Annotated in this window: 26 protein-coding genes and 1 pseudogene; 5 read left to right on the forward strand and 22 right to left on the reverse strand. The window is 55.7% G+C overall.

Annotation, left to right across the window (positions count from 1 at the left end; translation table 11 throughout):
- The 7 genes from I656_RS18920 to I656_RS18540 all read right to left on the reverse strand — a co-directional run.
- The coding region (locus I656_RS18920) for a hypothetical protein (protein ID WP_033004694.1) at window positions 1-226 on the reverse strand (226 nt) is incomplete at its 3' end.
- On the reverse strand, window positions 216-1,130 hold the full coding sequence (gene thrB, locus I656_RS13875) for a homoserine kinase (RefSeq protein WP_020753743.1): 915 nt from the start codon (window positions 1,128-1,130) through the stop codon (window positions 216-218). The genes thrB and I656_RS18920, both read right to left, overlap by 11 nt.
- Entirely contained in the window at window positions 1,127-2,188 is a 1,062-nt protein-coding gene (gene thrC / locus I656_RS13870) for a threonine synthase (RefSeq protein ID WP_020753744.1), read from the reverse strand. The genes thrB and thrC overlap by 4 nt, the downstream gene beginning before the upstream one ends.
- Window positions 2,188-3,486, reverse strand: coding sequence for a homoserine dehydrogenase (locus tag I656_RS13865; RefSeq protein ID WP_020753745.1), 1,299 nt, complete (start codon window positions 3,484-3,486; stop codon window positions 2,188-2,190). Before I656_RS13865 ends, thrC begins: the two co-directional genes overlap by 1 nt.
- A 92-nt stretch (window positions 3,487-3,578) precedes the next feature.
- A complete protein-coding gene (locus tag I656_RS13860) occupies window positions 3,579-4,553 on the reverse strand; it encodes a D-glycerate dehydrogenase (protein ID WP_033004695.1) in 975 nt (324 codons plus the stop codon).
- A gap of 145 nt (window positions 4,554-4,698) precedes the next feature.
- Entirely contained in the window at window positions 4,699-5,700 is a 1,002-nt protein-coding gene (gene yutH / locus I656_RS13855) for a spore coat putative kinase YutH (protein WP_020753747.1), read from the reverse strand.
- The gene (locus I656_RS18540) at window positions 5,681-5,821 is read right to left on the reverse strand and encodes a hypothetical protein (protein ID WP_020753748.1); all 141 of its coding nucleotides are present in this window, start codon (window positions 5,819-5,821) and stop codon (window positions 5,681-5,683) included. Before I656_RS18540 ends, yutH begins: the two co-directional genes overlap by 20 nt.
- 174 nt (window positions 5,822-5,995) lie before the next feature.
- Between I656_RS18540 and I656_RS13850 the strand changes: the two genes are divergently transcribed.
- Entirely contained in the window at window positions 5,996-6,493 is a 498-nt protein-coding gene (locus I656_RS13850; protein WP_011232437.1) for a phosphatidylglycerophosphatase A, read from the forward strand.
- Window positions 6,494-6,576: 83 nt separating this feature from the next.
- Here the strand turns inward: I656_RS13850 and I656_RS13845 are convergent, their stop codons facing one another.
- Both I656_RS13845 and I656_RS13840 read right to left on the reverse strand, forming a co-directional pair.
- Window positions 6,577-7,347 (reverse strand): TIGR01457 family HAD-type hydrolase, encoded by a 771-nt coding sequence (locus tag I656_RS13845; RefSeq protein WP_020753752.1) that lies wholly within the window; start codon window positions 7,345-7,347, stop codon window positions 6,577-6,579.
- A gap of 24 nt (window positions 7,348-7,371) precedes the next feature.
- On the reverse strand, window positions 7,372-7,809 hold the full coding sequence (locus I656_RS13840; RefSeq protein ID WP_020753753.1) for a type VII toxin-antitoxin system HepT family RNase toxin: 438 nt from the start codon (window positions 7,807-7,809) through the stop codon (window positions 7,372-7,374).
- 98 nt (window positions 7,810-7,907) lie between these two features.
- Here I656_RS13840 and I656_RS13835 point away from each other — a divergent pair, with 98 nt between their 5' ends.
- Window positions 7,908-8,180, forward strand: coding sequence for a DUF3055 domain-containing protein (locus I656_RS13835; protein ID WP_190299994.1), 273 nt, complete (start codon window positions 7,908-7,910; stop codon window positions 8,178-8,180).
- A 58-nt stretch (window positions 8,181-8,238) separates the two neighbouring features.
- Window positions 8,239-8,523, forward strand: a complete 285-nt coding sequence (locus I656_RS13830) for a hypothetical protein (RefSeq protein WP_013144327.1) — start codon at window positions 8,239-8,241, stop codon at window positions 8,521-8,523.
- Window positions 8,524-8,561: 38 nt separating this feature from the next.
- Here the strand turns inward: I656_RS13830 and I656_RS13825 are convergent, their stop codons facing one another.
- Window positions 8,562-8,837, reverse strand: a complete 276-nt coding sequence (locus I656_RS13825) for a YutD family protein (protein WP_013144326.1) — start codon at window positions 8,835-8,837, stop codon at window positions 8,562-8,564.
- A 112-nt stretch (window positions 8,838-8,949) separates the two neighbouring features.
- Between I656_RS13825 and I656_RS13820 the strand changes: the two genes are divergently transcribed.
- Entirely contained in the window at window positions 8,950-9,636 is a 687-nt protein-coding gene (locus I656_RS13820; RefSeq protein WP_033004697.1) for a YhcN/YlaJ family sporulation lipoprotein, read from the forward strand.
- Between the two features lie 122 nt (window positions 9,637-9,758).
- Here I656_RS13820 and lipA read toward each other — a convergent pair whose 3' ends face one another.
- Complete coding sequence (lipA, locus tag I656_RS13815; protein WP_015375731.1) at window positions 9,759-10,655, reverse strand: lipoyl synthase; 897 nt, start codon at window positions 10,653-10,655, stop codon at window positions 9,759-9,761.
- A gap of 166 nt (window positions 10,656-10,821) precedes the next feature.
- Here lipA and I656_RS13810 point away from each other — a divergent pair, with 166 nt between their 5' ends.
- The gene (locus I656_RS13810) at window positions 10,822-11,811 is read left to right on the forward strand and encodes a M23 family metallopeptidase (protein ID WP_020753760.1); all 990 of its coding nucleotides are present in this window, start codon (window positions 10,822-10,824) and stop codon (window positions 11,809-11,811) included.
- Here the strand turns inward: I656_RS13810 and I656_RS13805 are convergent.
- The 11 genes and pseudogenes from I656_RS13805 to I656_RS13760 all read right to left on the reverse strand — a co-directional run bounded on the left by I656_RS13805 (window position 11,808) and on the right by I656_RS13760 (window position 21,394).
- Window positions 11,808-11,981, reverse strand: a complete 174-nt coding sequence (locus I656_RS13805) for a hypothetical protein (protein WP_223810851.1) — start codon at window positions 11,979-11,981, stop codon at window positions 11,808-11,810. The two genes, I656_RS13810 and I656_RS13805, sit on opposite strands and share 4 nt — an antisense overlap.
- 78 nt (window positions 11,982-12,059) lie before the next feature.
- Complete coding sequence (locus I656_RS13800) at window positions 12,060-12,767, reverse strand: ABC transporter ATP-binding protein (RefSeq protein WP_011232446.1); 708 nt, start codon at window positions 12,765-12,767, stop codon at window positions 12,060-12,062.
- A gap of 2 nt (window positions 12,768-12,769) precedes the next feature.
- On the reverse strand, window positions 12,770-13,549 hold the full coding sequence (locus I656_RS13795) for an ABC transporter ATP-binding protein (protein ID WP_020753763.1): 780 nt from the start codon (window positions 13,547-13,549) through the stop codon (window positions 12,770-12,772).
- Window positions 13,524-14,498, reverse strand: coding sequence for a branched-chain amino acid ABC transporter permease (locus tag I656_RS13790; RefSeq protein ID WP_020753764.1), 975 nt, complete (start codon window positions 14,496-14,498; stop codon window positions 13,524-13,526). The genes I656_RS13795 and I656_RS13790 overlap by 26 nt, the downstream gene beginning before the upstream one ends.
- Before the next feature lie 16 nt (window positions 14,499-14,514).
- Complete coding sequence (locus I656_RS13785; protein ID WP_020753765.1) at window positions 14,515-15,393, reverse strand: branched-chain amino acid ABC transporter permease; 879 nt, start codon at window positions 15,391-15,393, stop codon at window positions 14,515-14,517.
- Window positions 15,394-15,499: 106 nt separating this feature from the next.
- Window positions 15,500-16,693 carry an ABC transporter substrate-binding protein gene (locus I656_RS13780; RefSeq protein WP_020753766.1) on the reverse strand — a complete coding sequence of 398 codons (1,194 nt, stop codon included), beginning with the start codon at window positions 16,691-16,693 and terminating at the stop codon, window positions 15,500-15,502.
- Window positions 16,694-17,069: 376 nt separating this feature from the next.
- Window positions 17,070-17,816 carry a sporulation protein YunB gene (gene yunB, locus I656_RS13775; RefSeq protein WP_020753768.1) on the reverse strand — a complete coding sequence of 249 codons (747 nt, stop codon included), beginning with the start codon at window positions 17,814-17,816 and terminating at the stop codon, window positions 17,070-17,072.
- A gap of 52 nt (window positions 17,817-17,868) precedes the next feature.
- Complete coding sequence (locus tag I656_RS13770; protein ID WP_033004698.1) at window positions 17,869-18,171, reverse strand: YunC family protein; 303 nt, start codon at window positions 18,169-18,171, stop codon at window positions 17,869-17,871.
- Between the two features lie 61 nt (window positions 18,172-18,232).
- A pseudogene (locus I656_RS0114585) lies at window positions 18,233-19,614 on the reverse strand (bifunctional UDP-sugar hydrolase/5'-nucleotidase).
- A 20-nt stretch (window positions 19,615-19,634) separates the two neighbouring features.
- The gene (locus I656_RS13765; RefSeq protein WP_033004700.1) at window positions 19,635-20,522 is read right to left on the reverse strand and encodes a sulfite exporter TauE/SafE family protein; all 888 of its coding nucleotides are present in this window, start codon (window positions 20,520-20,522) and stop codon (window positions 19,635-19,637) included.
- A gap of 23 nt (window positions 20,523-20,545) precedes the next feature.
- A complete protein-coding gene (locus I656_RS13760; protein WP_033004701.1) occupies window positions 20,546-21,394 on the reverse strand; it encodes a DUF72 domain-containing protein in 849 nt (282 codons plus the stop codon).
- Between the last annotated feature and the right edge of the window lie 296 nt (window positions 21,395-21,690).

Genomic DNA, 21,690 nt, shown 5'->3' on the forward strand with positions numbered 1-21,690 from the left:
GCCGCTGTTCGGATTTTTTTATCGCCAGCGGGGCGGCGAGCGACGGGGAGGCTTTTGATGGGCAGCCACAACCCGCCTGATCGGGCGCTTCTCCGTTTTCGTTTCCTTCCAATTGTGCAAGGAAAACCGTCATATCGTTCGCCCGCTCCCAAGCGCGGCGGCGAAACGGCCAGGCCGCTGAACGGACTTCTGTTCGCGCCGGCGCCCAAGAAGGTTCAAGCTTCAAGCGCCAGCTTGTAGACGCAGCTGCCGCGCGGCTCGACGGAAAGACGCGCGATGTCGCACGTCGGAAAATGCGGGCGCAGCCGGCGCGCGAGCCGCTCTCCTTGGCCCGGTTCGGCAAAGACGAGCACCGTCGGCCCCGCTCCGCTCAGCGCTGCACCGATCGCTCCGTATTCAAGAGCGAGCGCCTCGGCCCGCTCGAGTTCCGGAACGAGCTGTCTCCGATACGGCTGATGGAACAGATCGGCGGCCATCATCCGGCCGGCAAGCTTCCAGTTTTTCGTGAGCAACGCGGCGACGAGAACGTTGCTGACGGCGCTCGCCTCGACCGCCCTCTCTCTCGTCCATTGTTCCGGCAGCTGCCCGCGCGCTTTTTTCGTTTCCAGTTCATACTCGGGAATAATGGCGACAAGCTCTACATCCAATTCGGGAATATGGACGACATCCACGCCCGCCTCGCGGCAGCAGCCGATGACAAGCCCCCCGTACAACGAGGCGCCGACATTGTCCGGATGTCCTTCGTATCGAGTCGCCAACTCCATCTTTTGCTCGCGCGGCAACTGAAGCCCAAGCAGCGCGTCGGCGAGCTCAATGCCGGCGACGACCGCCGCCGCGCTGCTCCCGAGCCCGCGCGTAAACGGAATGTCGCTGTACACATCGACCGCACAGCTTGGCAGCCGGCGGCCGTAAACGTCCGCCGTCTCCGCCGCCACTTGGTACACCAAATTGTCCGTCCCGCGCGGAATACCGCTCACTTCCGCTGTCTTTGGCGCAAACGACCACGCATCCGCCAAGCGGACATCAAGCGTCAAATAGCGATTGACCGCGAGCCCAATCGAGTCAAATCCTGGACCTAGGTTCGCCGTGCTTCCCGGAACGACGATCTTCAACATCTCGTCTTCTTTCATGCCCGGACAACCCCTTGCAAATGCTCCAAGACAACTTGTTCATCGTTCGGCAGCACGATCGGTTCGATCGCCGCGGTCTCCAAGGCGATGGCCGGGTCTTTCAATCCGTTGCCAGTGAGAACCGCGACGACGAGGCTGCCGCGTTCGATTTCGTTCCGTTCGCGCTGCTTGATCACCCCGGCGATCGCCGCGCATGACGCCGGTTCGGCAAAAACGCCTTCCGTCCGGGCGAGCCGCTTGTAGGCGGCCAAAATTTCTGCGTCGCTCACCTCATCAATTTTCCCGCGCGACTCGCTCGCCGCCTCGACCGCTTTGTCCCAGCTCGCCGGATTGCCGATGCGGATCGCGGTCGCCACCGTCTCCGGCTGTTCAATCACCCGGTTGCGGACGATCGCCGCCGCTCCTTCCGCTTCAAAGCCGCGCATTTGCGGCAAGCCCGTTCCTTTCGCTCCATGGTACTCCTTAAACCCTTTCCAATAGGCGGTGATGTTGCCGGCGTTGCCGACTGGAATGGCGAGCACGTCCGGGGCGCGCCCAAGCTGGTCGCACACTTCAAACGCCGCCGTTTTTTGCCCTTCGATCCGGTACGGATTGACCGAGTTGACGAGCGTAATCGGCGCCGTTTCGCTCAACCGGCGCACCATCTTCAGCGCCTCGTCAAAGTTGCCGTCAATCGCAAAAATTTCCGCGCCATACATGGCGGCTTGCGCCAACTTGCCGAGAGCGATCTTGCCGTTCGGAACGACGACGAGGCAGCGCATGCCGGCGCGCGCCGCATAGGCGGCCGCTGAAGCCGATGTATTGCCGGTTGAGGCGCAGATGATCGTATGGCTTCCTTCCTCTTTCGCCTTGGCCACCGCCATCACCATGCCGCGGTCTTTAAACGAACCGGTCGGATTCGCCCCTTCGACCTTGACATAGAGCGCAATGCCGAGCTCCTCCGACAAGCGCGGCAGCGGGATGAGCGGCGTATTCCCTTCACAAAGCGACAGCCTCGGCGTCGCCGCAGAGAGCGGCAAAAAATCGCCGTAGGCGTCAAGCAGCCCTTTCCATGCCATTACCGTTTCTCTCCTTCCACTCGATACGAGCTTTGCACCCGTTCGACGATTTCCAAATCGCCGAGCTGCTGCAAAATGTCTTCGTAGTCTTGCTGCGAAGCGTCATGCGTGACGATGACGATTTCCGCTAGGCCATCCTCTTTCAGCGGCAATTGCAAAATTTTCTCAAAGCTCACCCCGCGCTGCGAAAACAGCGTCGTAATTTTGGCAAACGCGCCGACCTGGTCTTTGACGTGAATGCGCAAAAAGTATTTCGAGAAAATTTCCGCCGGCGTCTTCAACTGCTTTTCATATTGCGGCGCGACGGCATAGCGGCCGTTGACGCCAAGGCGCATATTTTTCATCACCGCGACCAAGTCGGAGACAACCGCCGTCGCCGTCGGCAAGCTCCCGGCCCCCGGCCCGTAAAACATCGTCTCTCCGACCGCTTCGCCGTATACGTACACCGCATTGTATTCGTTGTGCACGGACGCCAACGGATGCGAATCCGGCAAAAACGTCGGCTGGACGCTCACCTCGACCTTCTGCCCGTCGCGCTGGGCGATGCCGATCAATTTCATCGTGTAGCCGAGCCGCTTCCCGTAGTTCAAGTCTTCCTCCGTCACTTGGGTGATGCCTTTCACTTGCACATCGTCCAAGTCGATGTCCATGGAAAAGCCAAGGCGGGCCAAAATCGCCATTTTCCGCGCCGCATCCAGCCCTTCGACGTCTGACGTCGGATCGGCTTCCGCAAACCCGAGCGCCTGCGCTTCGGCGAGCACGTCCTCATAGGAAGCGCCGTTTTGCGACATTTTCGTCAAAATGTAGTTCGTCGTCCCGTTCACAATGCCCATGAGCTTCGTAATCCGGTCCGACGCCAAGCCGTCGACCAAGCTGCGCAAAATCGGAATGCCGCCGGCGACGCTCGCTTCATAAAACAAATCGCAGCGGTATTCCGCCGCCACCCGAAGCAGCTCCGACCCGTAGACGGCCATTAAGTCTTTATTGGCGGTCACGACATGCTTCCCTTGGCGCAGCGCCCGCAATAGCCACTCTTTTGTCTCCTCAATGCCGCCCATCACTTCGATGATGACATCAATGTCCGGATCGTCAATCACCTCAGCCGCACTCGTCGTAAGGAGCGACGGGTCAACGGCGACATCACGCGGTTTCTGTACATCCCGGACAAGGATTTTTTTCACCTTCACCGGGCAGCCAACCTGATGCATCAACTTTTCCTGATGGTTTTCAATAATTTTGACCACGCCGCTCCCGACCGTTCCTAATCCTAACAATCCGACCAAAATTGGTTTTTCCATGATTCCCGCCCCTTCTGTTTACGTACAGTAGACATTTGTATTTTTATAGTAGACATTATAAAAGACGATCGGCCATTTGGCAATGAAAATTTTTACGAGATCCGGTTTACCGGCGTCAACGGCGGCCGTCCTTCGAGCACGGCGATGATGTTGTCGCGCGCCAACGTCATCATGGCGCGCCGCGTTTCGTACGTGGCGCTGCCGATATGCGGCAAGGCGACGACGTTCGGAAGCGAAACGAGCGGATGATCGGCCGCGACCGGCTCGTGTTCAAACACATCCAATCCCGCCGCGGCGATCTCCCCGACGACTAGCGCCTCATACAGCGCCTGTTCATCGACGACCGCTCCGCGCGCCGCGTTAATGAAAATCGCGGACTTCTTCATTTGCCGGAACGCCTCGCGGTTGAACAAATGGCGCGTCTCGGAGGTGAGCGGCGTCAAGCAGACGACAAAATCGCTCTCCGCCAGCAAGTCGGCAAACGGGCGGTAGACGGCGCCCAGCTTCTCTTCCGCCTCCGGACGGCGGGAGCGGTTGTGATACAGCACGTTCATGTCAAACCCCTTCGCCCGTTTCGCCACGGCCTGCCCGATGTTGCCCATGCCGACGATGCCAATCGTTTTATGATGGACATCGGCGCCCGCAAGCAAAAACGGGCTCCAGCTTTTCCATTTTCCTTCCTTCAAAAATTCAGCCGCTTCCACGAGGCGGCGGGCGGTGGCCAATAAAAGCGCAAACGTCAAATCGGCCGTCGTATCGGTCAATACATCGGGTGTATTGCAAACGAGAATGCCGCGATGGGTCGCCGCCGCTACATCAATGTTATCGTAGCCGACGCCCATATTGGCGACGACTCGGAGCGCCGAACCGGCGGACAAGACGTCTTCATCGATCGGATCAGACACCATCGGCAAGATGGCCGTCGCCCGTTTCGCCTTTTCCACGAGCACATCGCGCGGCACGGCCATATCTTCATGGGGCCACATCTCGACTTCAGCGATGGCCAAAAGCGGCGCGACCACGTCCTCGGGCAATTTTCGCGTAATGAATACATACGGCTTCGTCATGGTGCAGCCTCCTGCATCGTTTTTTCTAAATCTTATCACAACTTTGGCCGAAAAAAAAACGGGAAGTTGTCCTTAGGGTGTAACGGCAGGGAAGCGGTCGTTTTTTCGTTTGGGCCAAAAAAAGCGGGAGGCTGTCTTCCCTGCGTTACGCCGGCGGCAGCCACTCGACCGCCGGCAGGCGGATGCGGTTCGAGATGCCGGCGATCTTGGCAAACGAAGCCAAAAACCGCTCGTACTCGTGCGATCGATCGAGCAAGCGCCGCAACTCCCCCTCCCGCCTTGTCCGTTCGCTCTCATCCACAGCGATATAATATGCCTCGACACATTCAAAATAGGAAAGCGGAAACAACAACCTGGCGTAAACAAGCCGCCACGCAAACGGCGACAGCGGCGCCGCATGTTCATACTCTTGAAAAAACTGCCGCACCGCCCGCTGACAGCCAAGTCCGCTCTTTTCGTACAAATGGCGCACCCATTCCGCCAAATCGCGGGCGCAATGGTCATACACCCAGTCGGTCGGCAGCTTCGCTTCTCCCCCCCCAACCCACTTCGCCTCGGGGAGACGCTCATGGCAAAATGCCGCGTAATCGATGCGCCCTGGTTCTTCGTCAATCTCCGTGTCCGCCACGTATTGCACCGCGTTTTCCGCCAAGCCTAAATAATACGGGAACGATTCGATAAACAGACGATCAAACAGCGACGACGGCCCGGAAGCGAGCTTGCTCGACCAAAACGCCTCCATTTGATCGATCCGCTTCGCCCACAGCTCCCGCCATTGGCCGATGCGCCGGCAGGCGACGATCGGCCATGGACATGTTCTCCCGCATTCATGCATCACCGCCAATTCCCTTCCGAGCGAACGAAAGCGAGCCGCCGGAAGCGGAGCGCGAACGAGCGCCAACGGCTGTCCATTATAGGAAGCGATATACGTTCCGGACGTCGTTTTGACCAGTTCTCCGACGCCGTCCACTCCTTTTGCCCGCAAATAGCGGCTCATTTGCTGGCGCTCTTCCATTTCCGCTTCGCTTTGCCCATCGGCGGGAACGAGCAAAAAACGCTCCTGCCGATGCCAAAAGGCCGCATGCCGTCCGCTTCGCTCCAACCTCTCGACGCGCATGCCATACTGTTCACGCACCCATTCTTCCATCGCCGCGCCTCCTTTTTCCTTTTTGCCGAAACCAGTCATTCCGCTCGTTCCACACCTTCATCTCATCGCCGCCCCATCGATGAGCCGATTCCGCCTCCGCTCCAGCATGAAACGGCCCCATTCACGCGCCTATGCTGATCAGCCAGCGCATGGCCGCGGAAAAAGAGGGATACTTTTTATATATGACAGCGGGCGCCAAAAAAGCCGATGAGCATTTTTCTTTATATGACGGACTGATTTATGACATGATACATATATATAGAAAACGACTTTCTAAAAGAAACAGGTGAAGTTCATGAGCGAATTCATTATGAACAATCTGGAACAAACGGCTCGGCGCTGGCTTGAGGAACGGGGGGTGACCGTGGAAAAAATTGCGGAGCTCGTTTATTACTTGCAATCAAAATATCATCCCGATTTAACGATGGAGGAGTGCATCGAAAACGTCAACCGCGTCATTTCGAAACGCGAAGTGCAAAATGCGATTCTAACCGGCATCCAATTGGATAAACTCGCCGAAGACGGTCGGCTCGATGAACCGCTGCAGTCGATCATCCGCCGCGATGAAGGGCTGTATGGCGTCGACGAAATTTTGGCGCTGTCAATCGTCAATGTGTACGGATCGATCGGGTTTACGAACTACGGATATATCGATAAGCAAAAACCGGGCATTTTGCAATATTTAAATGATAAATCGACCGGAAAATGCAACACGTTTTTGGACGACATTGTCGGGGCCATCGCCGCGGCGGCGTCAAGCCGCCTGGCGCATCGGGCCGCCAATGCGGAGTAACGCCGGCGCCGCCCATGCGCGCCCTCCATCCGCGCCGAGCAACATGAAACGCCGCTTTGCCAAAAAAGGCAAAGCGGCGTTGTTTACAAGCGGTCAAGCCATTCCAAAAGCGAATCGGCCGTATACGTCGGCATCCGTTCGTAGCGGGCGAGCATTTCTTTTGTCGTAACGCCCGTATGGACTAAAAGCGTATCGATGCCAGCGTTCATGCCGGCTAAAATGTCGGTTTCATAATAGTCGCCGATCATCAGCACGTCCTCCTTCGGGACGCCGAGCACTTTGAGCGCCTGCTCCATAATGATTTTTTCCGGCTTGCCGATAAATGTCGGCTTCACCTGCGTCGATACGGCGACGACCGACGTCAGCGCCCCGTTGCCCGGCAAAAGCCCCCGCTCCGTCGGCAAAGCGATGTCGCCGTTGGTTGAGATGAACATCGCTCCATTTCGGACAGCGAGACAAGCGACAGCGAACTTTTCGTATGTAATTTGCCGGTCAATCCCGATGACGACGACATCCGCATCTTCGCCGGCCAAACGGAATCCTTTGTCCGCCAAGGCGGTTTGGAGCCCTTCTTCACCGATCACATACACGGAAGCATCCGGTTTCTTTTCAAAAATGTAATTCGCCGTCGCCTGGCTTGTCGTAAACACATGCTTCTCCTCCGCCGGCACGCCGAACGAACGCAATTTTTCCGCCACTTGCGCCGGTGTGCGCGACGAATTGTTCGTGACAAACAAATACGGAATGCCGCGGCGGTGCAGCTCGTTGACAAACGTACGCGCCTCAGTGATGCATTCGGTGCCGCGGTACATCGTCCCGTCCAAATCGATGAGGTAGCCGTTGTATCGTTTCAATGCATCCGCTCTCCTTTCCCGCCATCAATTGCGAAACGCCGACACCGGGCCGAGCTCGTTTTCAAGGTAAGCGCGCACCGCCTTCGGATACGCCTCAAGCGCCGGCAAATGTTCGTTCAGATCGGCGAGCAATTTCGCGTGATCGACGCACGCATATTCGTGCACAAGCATTTTCCGATGGGCGATGAACGCTTTCAATCGGTCGGCATCCGCCGGCGAGATCACCTGTTCGTCAGCCAAAATGTCGATGATGTCGTTGTAGCTGCCTGGGTCGCGCATAATAAACCCATCGATCATGGCGTTGCCGACGTCCAACACCGCCTCGATGACGATATGAGCGATCCGTTCGAGCGCCAATTGCCGAAGCGGCTCGTCCCATCGCTTCTCGGCCTTGTAACGGTCCAGCATTTGTTCCATGTAGCTGAGTGTTTCTTCCAGTTTTTTGCGATCGACAAAATACATCCGTCATCCCTCCTCGTTCCTTTGTGCGATTTGCTGTCTCCCGTTTTCGCCGCCTGTCTGCTATGATGGACATAGACGAAAAAACAGGAGGGGCTCAAATGATGGGCGAACGGTTTTATTTATACGACGACACCGTCGAAGCGGCCGTCCGCTTCGTCAGCTTTGTCGGCGAGCGGCAGCGGTTTGATTTGGCGCTCATCGAAACGGATCGTTTTTACGGAAAGTGGCTCGTGCTCGACTTGCAAAGCAACCGCTTTGCCATTCTCGGGCGCGACGATTTGGAGGAGCCAGGCTATATCGAGCACGCTTACCAGCTTTATGAACAAGATGCCAACGATTTGCGCGCCTTTTTGGAGGAGTATCTCTCATAACCTTCCTCGGTTTCGGGCATCTTATGAAACAGCCCACGAACGAAGGAAGGTGAGACGAATGGCGGAACGGGAAACATACGCCGATTTTTCCGTCGTCGAGAAACAGCGCAATTTCTTGACCGCTGAAGAGTTCCCAGAAGGGCCGTACGGCTCGCCGCGCCGCGACGACGCGCCGGTCGAAAACAAAAGCACGCCTTGGAAGGAAGGCCAGCGGCATTACAGCGCCTTCAACTACGAGTTTAAATCGTTCCACCAAAACATTCCAAGGCGCGACCCAGCCGCCCACCCGCCGCACGACGATCCGCATCAAAGCGAACAGTTTCCGTACAACGAAGGCGAATGACGAGGCAGCCGCTCGCGGCAAGCGGGCGGCTGCCGTGCTTACCGTTTCACCTTGCGCAGCACAAAATACGCGCAGCCGAAGTTGCAATATTCATACAAATATTCGGACAACGTGCTGATTTTCGTATCGTACGTCGCTTTTTGGTTATGGTCGTCAAAAAACCCGCGCAACCGGAGCTGGTTGTATCCCCAATCCCCGACAATGTAGTCGTACTTCGCCAAAATGTCCGCATATCGGGCGCGAAAGGCTTCTTCATTAAAGGCGTTTTTCACATTTTCCACCAGTTCGTAACAATGATTGTTAATGCAAATCACTGTTCTCACCTCGCCTTTCCACTTCCATCATAAACGATGCATCGCCCCCAATCAATTACTGTCATCAAACCATCATCCGTGTGCCACCCTAAAAGCGAAGGGGGTGCTGACGATGAGACGACCATGGTTGGCCGTTATGTTCGGAACGGCCGTCGCCCTAGCCGGCTGCGCACAGACGGCCGAGGACGACAACACCGATATTTACAAGCGGAGCGGCAACACGATCAATGTCACCGACCGCAACGAGCTGTACAATGAAAACGGGGTGCCCAACGGCGATGACACGCCGATGAACAACTTCGGCTACGTCCGCCATCAAAAAAGCCCGATCCTCGGCGATGCAAACGGCTATAACGACATGCCGTCCTTCAACCGCGAGAAAGCGGCTGATTTAATCAGCAAATTGTGCACCCAGCTGCCGGGCGTCAAAGACGTCGCCACGCTCGTCACGGATGAGGAAGTGCTCGTCGTGTATGACGCGGACACGAACAACCGGCAGCAAACGGCCGATCAAGTGAAAAAAACAGCGCTTTCCGTCGTTCCACGCTACTACCATGTGTATGTCGCCGACAATCCGCAGCTGATGAAGGACATTGAGCGCTTCGGGCGCCTTGATTCGAACACGCGCAACATCGACCAAATTCTCGATGCGACGATTCAGCGGATGTTGAAATATCCGCAAGGGAAAAAACTGAGCGACGGGGAAAATGAAAACGGCGAAATGATCAACGAAACAAACGATGAATTAGACCGCGATTTCCGCGACGGCACGCCGCGGGCGACGAAAGCGGGGCGCTAGGGAAAAGAAACGGTCTGCCTTCTTTATGAAAGGCATGACCGTTTCTTCGCGTTCATCCGGCCGGGATGATGCTTTCAGCCGCTGAAACAACGCTTGCTTGCTTTCGTGCCGTTCGTTGGATGTTACGCTTTCAACTGCCGCGCTTTCGCCGCCTCGCTCACCTGCTCATCGGCATGGTACGACGAGCGGACGAGCGGCCCCGCTTCACAATGGCTGAACCCTTTGCTCAACGCGATTTCTTTCAGCTCTTGAAACTCATCCGGATGGTAATATTTTACGACCTTCAAATGTTTTTTCGTCGGCTGCAAATACTGGCCGATCGTCAAAATGTCGACATGGTTGGCGCGCAAGTCATCCATCGCTTCCATGATTTCCTCTTTCGTTTCCCCAAGGCCGACCATGATGCTCGATTTCGTCGGAATGTCCGGCTGCAATTCTTTCGCGCGCCGCAAAAACTCAAGCGAACGTTCGTACGTCGCGCGGGCGCGCACCCTTGGAGTCAAGCGGCGCACCGTTTCGATGTTATGGTTTAAAATGTCAGGGCGGGCATCCATCAAAATTTTCAAGTTTTCATACACCCCGCCCATATCCGACGGCAGCACCTCGATCGTCGTAAACGGGTTTTTCCGGCGGATGGCGCGCACTGTTTCGGCGAATACCGCCGCCCCGCCGTCTTTTAGGTCATCGCGGGCGACGGCGGTGACGACGACGTGTTTCAAGTTCATGATGCGCACCGATTCCGCGACGCGTTCCGGCTCCTGCCAATCGAGCTCGGTCGGCAGCCCGGTTTTGACGGCGCAAAAGCGGCAGGCGCGCGTGCAGACGCTGCCTAAAATCATAAACGTCGCCGTCCGCCGTACGGCCCAGCATTCGTGAATGTTTGGGCACTTCGCTTCCTCGCAAACGGTATGTAAACGGTTTTCCCGCATCAGCTTCTTTAAACCGATATAATTCTCGTTCGTGTTCAACTTGATTTTCAACCAGTCCGGCTTGCGGACGTGTTCTTCTTTCGTCGCCATCGTTCTCACTCCACTTGTCGATGATTGTTCATCTCTCATTATAATGAAAAGCGCAGGAAAACACAAAAAAATCGTCCATCAGACGATTTTCCTCCTTTTAACATTTATGAAATTCCCGTTTCTCCCCAAACTAAACATATGAAACGGGCGGAAAGGGGGAATACGCGTGCATCGATGGCTTGCCGCCATATCGGCGGCAGCGATGCTGTGGATCGCCGCCGGCGCGGCTTCGGCGGCGGAACAGGAAGAAGCGGTGTATGAAAAGCGAATGGAGCTGTACAAAAAGGCCGAGGCCGTTTCCTTGATCCCGTGGTATTACTTTGCGGCCATTGACCAGTATGAGCGAAACGTCCGGCAAGTGCGCCGCGACTTGCCCAAACCGACCGGCGTTCTCGGCATTTATATGAAGCCGGAAATATGGGCCGGGCCGCTGAACAAAAACCCGCATGATACAGACCCGTTCACCATCTCCCAGTTTGGAGGCCTCGGCGTGGACGGAGACGGCGACGGCTATGCGCGGGCGGATGACGATGACGATGTGATCATGGCCATGGCCCGCTATTTGCAGACGTACGGCATCGATCACCGCCATATCAAAATCGCGCTTTGGAACTATTACCAACGCGCCAAAACCGTCGACTTGATTTTAGGAAAGGCGAGAATTTATAAAAAGTATCAGACGTTGAAATTGGACAACCACGTGTTTCCGCTTCCGCTAGGGGCCAATTACAGCTACCGCGATACATGGGGGGATGCGCGCGGCTGGGGCGGGCGGCGCATTCATGAAGGAACCGACATTTTCGCCGGCTACGGCGTTCCGGTGCGCTCGACGTGCTATGGCATCGTCGAGCTGAAAGGGTGGAACAAATACGGCGGCTGGCGCATCGGCATCCGCGACATCAACAACACGTACCATTACTTTGCCCATTTGAACGGCTTCGCCGCCGATCTTCGCGAGGGGCAAATCGTCGAGCCGGGGACGATCATCGGTTCAGTCGGCAGCTCTGGCTACGGTCCGCCCGGCACGGCGGGGAAATTTCCGCCCCATCTTCACTACGGCATGTACAAAGACAACGGCTATACCGAATGGGCGTTTGACCCGTACCCGCACCTAAAAGCATGGGAGCGGGCCGAGCGGCAACAACGGCGCCGCTAGCCGCGCGGGGGCTGGCGCGACGGGGGTCTCTCCGCCAACGCCAGCCGCCCAAATAAGCGGCATGTTTTTTCAAGAGCAGAGACGTCCCGGACGCCGATGTTTCCCGTCCGTCCATCCCAGCCGGCGTTCGCCGGCCGAAACGGCAATGACGGAAAAAGGCTGATCTCCAAGTTGGAATCAGCCTTTTTTCCACGGCGGCACAACCGTCCGAAACGGCTTTCCGCTGACGTTCTTCCGCCTATCGCTTCTCAATGCCCGCCCAAATACGCCTGCTTCACCTGCTCGCTCGCCTGCAGCTCGCTCGCCGTTCCCGACAAGACGACGCGCCCCGATTCAAGGACATAGGCGCGATGGGCGATGGAGAGCGCCATATGGGCGTTTTGTTCGACAAGCAAAATCGTCGTCCCCGACTCGTTGATTTCCTGAATGATGCGGAAAATCGTTTTGACCAAAAGCGGCGCGAGCCCCATCGACGGTTCGTCAAGCAAGAGCAGCTTCGGGCGCGCCATGAGCGCGCGGCCGATGGCGAGCATTTGCTGCTCGCCGCCCGAAAGCGTGCCGGCCAGCTGCTTGCGCCGCTCCTCAAGGCGCGGGAACAGCTGAAAGACTTTGGCAAAGTCTTGTTGAATGCCTTCTTTGTCTTTGCGCAAAAACGCGCCGAGCTCCAAGTTTTCCTCGACCGTCATATTGGCGAACACGCGCCGCCCTTCCGGCACGTGGGAAATGCCTTGCTTGACGATCGTCTGCGCCGCCTTGCCGGCGATCGAGGCTCCCTCATACACGATGTCGCCGTTTTTCGGCCTAAGCAGCCCGGAAATGGTTTTCAGAAGCGTCGTTTTGCCGGCGCCGTTTGCGCCGATCAGCGTGACGATCTCGCCTTTGTTCACCTCAAGCGATACGCCTTTTAAGGCATGAATGTTGCCGTAAAACACATCGATTCCATCCACTTTCAACATGGTCACGACACCTCCTCGCCAAGGTAAGCCTCGATCACTTTCGGGTTGCTGCGCACTTGTTCCGGCGTGCCTTCGGCGATCAGCTGGCCGTGATCCAACACGTAAATGCGCTCGCATATGCCCATCACAAGCGACATGTCATGCTCAATCAACAAAATCGTCAACGCAAACCGTTCGCGAATGAACGCAATCAACTTCATCAATTCTTTCGTTTCTTGCGGGTTCATGCCGGCGGCCGGCTCGTCAAGCAAAAGCACTTTTGGCTGCGCCGCCAGCGCCCGAGCGATCTCAAGCCGGCGCTGCTGGCCGTACGGCAAGTTTTTCGCCTTCTCGTGCATGACGCCGTCAAGCTGAAAAATGTTCAAAAACTCGATCGCCTTTTCTTCCATTTCCTTTTCACCGCGGAAATGGGACGGGAGGCGGAGAATGGAGCTCGCGATCGAATGGCGGGCGTGCGCATGGTAGGCGACTTTCACGTTGTCGAGCACCGACAGCTCGCCGAACAGGCGAATGTTTTGAAACGTCCGGCTGATCCCTTTGCGCGTAATTTTATACGGCGGCAGTCCGTTCAACGTCTCGCCATCAAGCATAATCCGCCCGTCAGTCGGCACATACACGCCCGTCAATAAGTTAAACAGCGTCGTTTTCCCCGCGCCGTTCGGGCCGATGAGCCCGACAAGCTCCCCTTGATGCAGCTCCATCGTCACACCGGAGAGCGCCTTCAGCCCGCCAAACTGGATGCCGACGTTTTCTGCTTTAAGCAACGGTGTTTTTGCCGCCATGATTCATTCCTCCCTGCGCTGCCTTCCGCCATTTGAAGAGCGAAGATAGTTCTTTCGTCCCCATCAACCCGGTTGGACGGTACAGCATCACCAAAATCAAGACGATGCTGTAAATGATCATCCGCGTTTCCGGATAGTTTTGCAAGAACGTCGAAACGATCGTCAGCAACACCGCGGCCACCACCGCGCCGGATAGGCTGCCGAGCCCACCGAGGACGACGAAAATCAAAATGTCGAACGATTTCAGGAAGCCAAAGTTCGATGGCTGAATGATGTAAAAGTGGTGCGCATACAGCGCTCCGGCGATGCCGGCGAAAAACGAACCGATCACAAACGCCGCCACTTTGTAATACGTCGTGTTGATCCCCATGGCATCGGCGGCGATTTCATCTTCGCGGATCGAGATGCACGCCCGTCCGTGCGTCGAGTTCGTGAAGTTGGCGATCACCAAAATGGTGGCAAACAGGCAGGCGAACACCCACGGCCATGTCGTCATATGCGTCACCGTCATGCCGCTCGCCCCGCCGACGTAATCGATGTTCAAGAGCGCGATGCGGACAATTTCGCCAAAGCCGAGCGTGGCGATCGCCAAATAATCGCCTTTTAAACGCAAGCTCGGCACGCCGATGATGAGGCCGGCGAGCGCCGCCGCCACCCCGGCAGCCAAAACGCCGGCCGCAAACGGCAGCTGCAGCTTCATCGTCATAATCGCGGAGGCATAGGCGCCAACGGCGAAAAAACCGGCATGGCCAATGGAAAATTGTCCGGTGATCCCGATAATTAAATGCAGGCTGACGGCCAAAATGACATTAATCGCCATAAAAAAGAGGGTATTCACATAAAAGATGTTTAACGTTCCGCTTGCAATCAGCCACTCGACAACAACGAAAAAGGAGAAGGCCAGTATGACGGAAACCCAAAATCCACGCGTCCGCTTCCAAGTTGCCATTGTTCCCTACCATCCTTTACACTTTTTCTCGTACGTTCTTGCCAAACAATCCGGCCGGCCGGAAAATGAGGATGAGAATTAAAATGACAAACGCCACTCCGTCGCGCCAAAGCGAGTAGCCGAGCCCGCTGACGAGCGATTCGATGACGCCAAGCAAAAGCCCCCCGACCATCGCTCCCGGAATGATGCCGATTCCGCCCAACACGGCGGCGACAAACGCTTTTAATCCGGGAAGAATGCCCATCAATGGCTCGATTTTTGTATAATAAATGCCGAAAATAACGCCTGCCGCCCCCGCAAGCGCCGAACCGATGGCGAACGTGGCCGAAATCGTATTGTCGACGTTGATTCCCATTAACCGGGCCGCTTCCGCATCATGAGAGACGGCGCGCATCGCTTTCCCGATTTTTGTCCGGTGAACAATGAACTGAAGAAGGACCATCAAAACGAGGGACGTGCCGAGGATGAACAGCGACTGGCTGCTGATGACAACGCCAAACAGCTCCAAGTTCCGATCCGGAAGCAATGTGCTCGGATACGCTTCCGGCTGCGCCCCGCGCAAATAAATCGTGACGTACTCAATCAAGAGCGATACGCCGATCGCCGTAATAAGCACCGCGATGCGCGCCGCATTGCGCAGCGGCTTGTAGGCAATCCGCTCGATGATCATCCCAAGCACGGCGCAAGAGGCCATCGCCAGCAACAGCGCCGGAACAAAGCCGACGTGAAGCATCGTCACAGCATAAAACCCGACGAATGAACCAATCATAAAGACGTCGCCATGGGCGAAGTTAATGAGGCGGACGATGCCGTACACCATCGTATAGCCAAGCGCGATGAGCGCATAAATGCTGCCTAGCGAAATGCCGTTGACCAGCTGTTGAATGAGTTCCATGATCGCACGCTCCTTAACGAAAACTCGTCGTTGACCAAAAGAAATGCCGGACAGGAGGGCGCCCCCTTAGGAGCCTCCCCCGTCCATGCATCCATCCAGCCTTTCATTACGGATTCACTTTCGTTTTGAATTGCTGCTGCCCGTCTTTGTATTCCAAAATAATGGCCGATTTGACAGGATTGTGGTTTTGATCGACCGTAAATGTTCCCGTGACAAGCTGCAAATCTTTCGTTTGCGCCAGCGCGTCTTTAATTTTCACCGGATCGGCGCTGCCAGCCCGTTTGATGGCATCCGCCAAGAAGTATGCCGTATCGTAGCCAAGGGCGTTAAAGGCGTCCGGCGCTTTATTGTATTTCGCTTGGAACGCTTTGACAAATTCTTGAATTTTCGGGTCCGGGTCGCCCGACGAATAATGGTTCGTAATGTACGTATTGTTCAACGCGTCTTTGCCGGCAAGCTCAATCAGTTTTGGCGAATCCCAGCCGTCGCCGCCCATGATCGGGACGTTCAACCCAAGCTCGCGCGCTTGTTTGACGATCAAACCGACTTCTTCATAGTAGCCCGGCAAGAATAAAAATTCCGGATTGGCCGATTTAATGCTCGTCAGCGTGGCGCGGAAGTCGGTGTCTTTCGCCACATACGCTTCTTCGGCAACAATTTGGCCGCCGCCGGCTGTAAATGTTTCTTTAAATGACGCCGCCAGCCCTTTCGAGTAATCGCTCGCGCTGTCGATCAAAACAGCCGCCTTTTTTACTTTCAAGTCGTTCAGCGCAAATTTGGCCGCCACCGTTCCCTGGAACGGGTCGATAAAGCACGTCCGGAAGACGAACTCGTTCACTTTGCCATCTTTGACGGTCACCGTTTCGCTCGTCCCAGACGGTGTAATAATCGGAACTTTATTGTCATTGGCAATTTGCACTTGAGCGAGCGTGTTCGTGCTCGTCGCCGACCCGATAATGGCAGCGACTTTATCTTGACTGATCAGCTTGATGGCGCCGTTTGTCGCTTCGGCCGCTTCCGATTTGTTGTCGACTTTCACCAACTCCAACTTTTTGCCGTTGATTCCTTCTTTGTTGATTTCCTCAAACGCCAGCTCTACTCCTTCGGCGATCGACTGTCCATACGAAGCGACCCCGCCGGAGAGCTCAAGGTTGGCGCCGATTTTAATGACATCGCCGCCTCCTCCGCCACCGTTTCCGCCTGAAGAACTGCCGCTTTGTTGGTTGCCGCCGCAGCCGGCCAAAAGACCTGCCGTCAGCATCAATGAGAAAAAGACACCTGCTGTTCTTTTTTTCTTCATTTCTTGTTCCCCCCATTATTCAAAATGTTCTGTCACCGATGTGCGCCTAGCGGCATTCCACGAATCAAGCGCCGTTCCCGTGCGCACGATCATCATGTGTTGAAAGGAGGCCGCTTCCAAAACCGGCCCTTCTTGTTTCCTGTCCCTTTGCCTCGGCTCCCACATCCCCTCTAGACCTTATGTAAATAATAAAACTATTTTCAATTTAATATAATATTACAAAATTTACGTCGGCTCGTCTAGCTCTTTTCTTTTTGAAAACAAAAAAAGCTCGTTCGCTCCCCGTCGTGGAGAGCAGGCGAGCCTGGAAAAGGACGCCGGATCGACGCTTTTGTTGTATAACGTTTCCATGTTTCCGGCAAAACCATTTTCTGAACTAGCGCTTCGGAAGCGGAACCGACGGGCCGACTTGACCGCCGTTTTTGTTGTAAAATTGCGGCACTTCTCCCGGAATAAAGCGCATCACAACTGGAATATCTGTTGTCACATTGGAAATTTTCGATGCAAAAGGAATGACGACTTGGATGTCGACCGATACATGAATATCAATTTCAATAAAAAAACTGTTAATATCATACGCTCGAATTTCTTTCGTCACTTCCGAATCGACATTGCCAACGATCTGAAACTGCACCGGAACGCGCGGGCCGAGATTGGCGAGCAGCACGTTGTTCGTCACTTGGCCGAGCGGGATATAGTAAATGATCCCACGGCTGTCTCCTTGGCCGGATTCGACCTCAGGCAGCACCATCCGTTCGATCCGTCCTTCTGTCGCCGCCTTTAAACTCGCCATCACATGGTCATCTATTTCTTCCAAAATGCGGTTGATCGCCTCGGCGTTAAAATCGACGGACACGATTCTCCCGCTGTTGTCTTGCTGGACAGTCACGAGCTCCTGGAATTTCGGATTTTCTTCTTCAAATTGTTTCTCAAGAGCGTTATTGATAATCAAATTGGCGATCCGTTTCGTTTCCGTTTCAGCAATTTCCATCAGCACCGGCTCAATGCCTTTATTCACGATCCAAAGCCCGGCCGCTGTGGAAAACATAAAAAAAACGAATGTCAATAAAAACACGTAGCGGAACGGAAGCGGCCCTCTCCGCACAAATCGGGGGCGCAGCAAAATGAAATCCCTCCTTTACAAGCTATATGTATGCTTGCAAGGAGGGATTTTTTCACCGCATTTTCAACAGCGCCTCTCTTGCTTTCATTCCCCGTTTGATGCCAAGCTCCTCGGCGGCGACTGTCACCGATTCGAGCGGCGCCTCAAGCAGCTGCTCGACCGTGCGCACCCCGACCGCCCGTCCGGCGACAATGCCGCGGTCGCGCAGCTTTTCGTTCAATAACGCCACATCGAGCGCCCCGCACATGATGTACCCTTTTTCACTCGCCACCGCCAGCAAGTTCGTTTTCGGCAGCTGGACGGACACCGCGACAAACGGATGTCCCTCAATGATAATCGGCTTGACTTCCACCATCGCCGCAGTCACTCTCCTTTCCATACTCCAATGTATGAAGCATGGAAAAAGAAGTGCCTGCCTATTGGGCCAATTTCCAGGCGAGAAGATCGCGCAAAAACTCCGGCATATAGTACGTTTTCTCCGCCGCCCGCTGAATTTGCGGGTAAAAATGACCAATGGCAAACATGTCGGTCGTCGCCACGTCATAGGTGCGCTCCGGCTCGAGCGGCTCGCCGTTGATTCGAATGGCGCGGATATGCCAGGCGCCGTCTTCTTCCAGCTCCGTTTCGATCTCGACGCCGTCGTACACCATTTCCCCCATCACTTCGCCGCGGAAGCCAAACCCTTTAAACTGCCAATGCTTCATCCGTTCCGTATTGGCCTCAAGGATAATCTCTTTGAGCTCCGCGCCGCGCAGCTTCACCTTGCACGGGTTGAGCGGATGCGGGCAAATGCGATGCAAATCTTTTTTCGTCACCGGTCCTCTCGCAAGCGGTTCAAGCAGCACCCCGGCGTTCACCATCCGATGTCCGCCTGGCACCATTCGCGCAGCGCAGACGCAAGCAAACGGGCAAGCGGCGACGGAGCGAACCAGTCAAGCGGCAAGTCATCATGGAGCACAGCGACTTGTTCCGCTTCAAGCCGCGCCAAACTTTTCTGTTCAAGGGAGCGAAGGCGGCACGCCACTTCTTCGGAAAACGGCATCACACCAGCATCCACCACCTTCGCAGACGCCCGCCCAAGACGTCGCCCTTCCACTTCCAGCTTAACGACGCCGACATATTGTCCGTATTTCCCAGCCGCGCAAAGAAGCGCACCGTTTACTTCCTTGCCTTCTGGAAACACATGGTGGGTATGAGCGCCCAACACAATATCCACGCCCGGAATCGTCGCAGCGATTTTTTCATCTTCATTCACCCCAAGATGGGATAAGACAACGACACAATCAGCTTTTCGTTTCACTTCCTCCACCGCTGCGGCCAACAAATCAAACGGTGGGGCAATTTTCCAGCCAAGCAACTCGTAAAAATGGGAAAACGGGGCGGTGGCACCGACTACGCCGATGCGGAACGTCTCTGTCGCCGGGATAACGACATACGGAAGCGCCCAATGCGGCCGCTCGCCGTTGCGGCGGAACAAATTGGCGACCACAACCGGAAACCGAGCCCGCTCGTACAGCGTATCAAGCTCGTCGTAATCAAGCGTGATTCCTTCATTGTTGCCGATCGTCACCGCATCATAGCCGAGATCATTCAATAAGTCCACATTCGCTTTTCCGCGCGTCGCCTCGGTAATCGGGTGCACGCGATCGAGAAAATCGCCGACGTCAAACAACAGCATCGCCTCGTTGCGAGCGCGATGTTCCCGTCTCCGTTCCGACAAAAAGCGGACGATTTGCGGCCAATGTTCAAAATGGCTGTGCACGTCGTTCGTATGATAAATGTAGATAGTTTGCTTCAAAACGCGCGCCCCTCCTTCCATTACGCCAAACTTTCCCATACAAGCCGGGCCCCGAGCAGCACAAGCACTAGCCGCAGCACGACGACAAGCGTCCGGCTCGGCATCCGCTTATTGATCCACGCCCCTGTTTTCGCGCCGATCCACACCCCGGGAATGAGGGCCAGGGCAAACGGCCATTGCACGTTTCCCATCGCGACATGGGTGAGCGAACCGATGAGGGAGGACAGGAAAATCATCAACATCGACGTCGCCACCGCCACATGGGGCGGAAAGCGAAACAGCACGATCATCGCCGGCACCATGAGCGAGCCGCCACCAATGCCAAACAGCCCGCCGAAAAAGCCGACAACAAACGCGATGGCGACCGCCATGAGCGGTTGATAGCCGTATGTGAACACCTCGCCGTTTCGGTCCGTGTACGTTCGCACAACACGCCGTCGCCACCATGGCGCCGGCCGCGCCTGCTCCGCCGCCGTTCGTTCGGCCCCGTTTTCTTTCGTCGCCGCCGTCTCGTCAGCCGAACGCTTCGTTTTCTTTTGACTCAGCGACAAAAAAACCGACATGGCGATTAAAAACAGCCCAAAATACAATGAAAAATGAGCGGCGCTCAGCGTATTGTTCACCCAAGCGCCGATGACCGCCCCGGGAACGCTGCCGATGCAAAACAGCAAACCGCTTGGATAGTCGACCATTTTGTCTTTCATATACGACAATGTGGACGATAAGCCGTTGAAAATAATGACGACAAGCGACGTGCCGACCGCCACTTGCGGCGTCACCGCCGACAGCCAGCCGAGCGCGCCGAAAAACAGAAGCGCCGGCACGATGATCACCCCGCCGCCAAGGCCGGCCAAGCTGCCCACCGTCCCCGCGATAAAGCCGATCAAGACAAGCAACGCATACGCCATCCTCCATCCCCCTCTTTCTCGCTTCAAAACAAACCAAGCTGCCGCGGCGCAAGGCCCGTGTACTCAATGCCAAGCAAATCGATCAATTGTTTGGCGTTGTCGGCGGCATCGCCGCCGGAGTTGTTGTTAAACAGCACGTAAATCTGTTTCGTTTTTTGCTTTAATGCCTCGATATGGCGCGCCCACTCGCGCAGCTCGCGCTCGTTGTATCGATACAAGTAGCGGACCGCCCGCCAGTTCTCGCCGGCCGTCGCCTTGTTCCAGCCGTGGACATTCCGTCCGTGCAGGCGGATGAGCGTCTTTTCCCGGTCGGTCGGATGCAACACCGTCGGCACCGACCCTTCCCCCGCCTGCGGCTCGTCGCAAATTGTGTGAATCCACCCTTCCTCTTCCATAAAGTGAAGCGTTTTTTCATAAAAGCGCGGCGAAAACCACGATTGGTGCCGAAATTCGAGCGCCGCCGGCACCTCCCCCATCCGCGCTTTCACCCAGCGCAAGTACTCCACATGCTCGCGCCGGCAGTCAAACCACGGCGGAAACTGAAACAGCACCATCGCCAGCTTCCCCGCTTCCTGAAACGGCGCGATCGAGTCCAAAAACGCGGCAAACATCGCTTCCTTGCTTTCATACGGAATCGGGCCGCGCTCATGCCCAGTCATCCCTTGGTACGCCTTCACAATAAACTGAAACGACGGTGGCGTCTCGCGAATCCACTTTTCCACGTTCGAACGCGGCTGAATAGCGTAAAAGTACGAATCGACCTCGACTGTCGGAAAATGAGCCGCGTATTCCAGCAGCTTGTCTTTTGCCGCAAGACCTGGCGGGTACAAGCTGTCATGATCCCCCCAACCAGTCAGTCCGATGTAAATCATCACGATCACCAATTCGTTCGATTTCCAGCTATCTTCACTATACCATAAGCGCGGGCGGCGCGAAATAAAAATGACCGCCGCACCATCAAGGGCAACGACGGTTCCTCACATCCATATTTACAATCGAGGAACGGTTGCAAACGTTCCATCTCGCTTCATCACGGTCGGATGGAGATTCGGATCACCGGAGACTTAAACATCACCGCGTCAGCCTTCTCATTCCAGTTATAAACATCTTGGAAAGAAAACAAATCCTTTTCTCTCCATGTCCGATTAGCGTCAACTACCCCCACTTC

It is taken from the genome of Geobacillus sp. WSUCF1 (assembly GCF_000422025.1).
GTDB classification, from domain to species: domain Bacteria; phylum Bacillota; class Bacilli; order Bacillales; family Anoxybacillaceae; genus Geobacillus; species Geobacillus zalihae.

Bases quoted from the DNA above. Each gene is read 5' to 3' on its own strand.
- thrB (WP_020753743.1), bottom strand. From the start codon at position 1,130: ATGAAAGAAGACGAGATGTTGAAGATCGTCGTTCCGGGAAGCACGGCG.
- thrC (WP_020753744.1), bottom strand. From the start codon at position 2,188: ATGGCATGGAAAGGGCTGCTTGACGCCTACGGCGATTTTTTGCCGCTC.
- I656_RS13865 (WP_020753745.1), bottom strand. From the start codon at position 3,486: ATGGAAAAACCAATTTTGGTCGGATTGTTAGGATTAGGAACGGTCGGG.
- I656_RS13860 (WP_033004695.1), bottom strand. From the start codon at position 4,553: ATGACGAAGCCGTATGTATTCATTACGCGAAAATTGCCCGAGGACGTG.
- yutH (WP_020753747.1), bottom strand. From the start codon at position 5,700: ATGGAAGAATGGGTGCGTGAACAGTATGGCATGCGCGTCGAGAGGTTG.
- I656_RS18540 (WP_020753748.1), bottom strand. From the start codon at position 5,821: ATGGGGCCGTTTCATGCTGGAGCGGAGGCGGAATCGGCTCATCGATGG.
- I656_RS13850 (WP_011232437.1), top strand. From the start codon at position 5,996: ATGAGCGAATTCATTATGAACAATCTGGAACAAACGGCTCGGCGCTGG.
- I656_RS13840 (WP_020753753.1), bottom strand. From the start codon at position 7,809: ATGTATTTTGTCGATCGCAAAAAACTGGAAGAAACACTCAGCTACATG.
- I656_RS13835 (WP_190299994.1), top strand. From the start codon at position 7,908: ATGATGGGCGAACGGTTTTATTTATACGACGACACCGTCGAAGCGGCC.
- I656_RS13830 (WP_013144327.1), top strand. From the start codon at position 8,239: ATGGCGGAACGGGAAACATACGCCGATTTTTCCGTCGTCGAGAAACAG.
- I656_RS13820 (WP_033004697.1), top strand. From the start codon at position 8,950: ATGAGACGACCATGGTTGGCCGTTATGTTCGGAACGGCCGTCGCCCTA.
- lipA (WP_015375731.1), bottom strand. From the start codon at position 10,655: ATGGCGACGAAAGAAGAACACGTCCGCAAGCCGGACTGGTTGAAAATC.
- I656_RS13800 (WP_011232446.1), bottom strand. From the start codon at position 12,767: ATGTTGAAAGTGGATGGAATCGATGTGTTTTACGGCAACATTCATGCC.
- I656_RS13795 (WP_020753763.1), bottom strand. From the start codon at position 13,549: ATGGCGGCAAAAACACCGTTGCTTAAAGCAGAAAACGTCGGCATCCAG.
- I656_RS13790 (WP_020753764.1), bottom strand. From the start codon at position 14,498: ATGGCAACTTGGAAGCGGACGCGTGGATTTTGGGTTTCCGTCATACTG.
- I656_RS13785 (WP_020753765.1), bottom strand. From the start codon at position 15,393: ATGGAACTCATTCAACAGCTGGTCAACGGCATTTCGCTAGGCAGCATT.
- I656_RS13780 (WP_020753766.1), bottom strand. From the start codon at position 16,693: ATGAAGAAAAAAAGAACAGCAGGTGTCTTTTTCTCATTGATGCTGACG.
- I656_RS13770 (WP_033004698.1), bottom strand. From the start codon at position 18,171: ATGGTGGAAGTCAAGCCGATTATCATTGAGGGACATCCGTTTGTCGCG.
- I656_RS13765 (WP_033004700.1), bottom strand. From the start codon at position 20,522: ATGGCGTATGCGTTGCTTGTCTTGATCGGCTTTATCGCGGGGACGGTG.
- I656_RS13760 (WP_033004701.1), bottom strand. From the start codon at position 21,394: ATGATTTACATCGGACTGACTGGTTGGGGGGATCATGACAGCTTGTAC.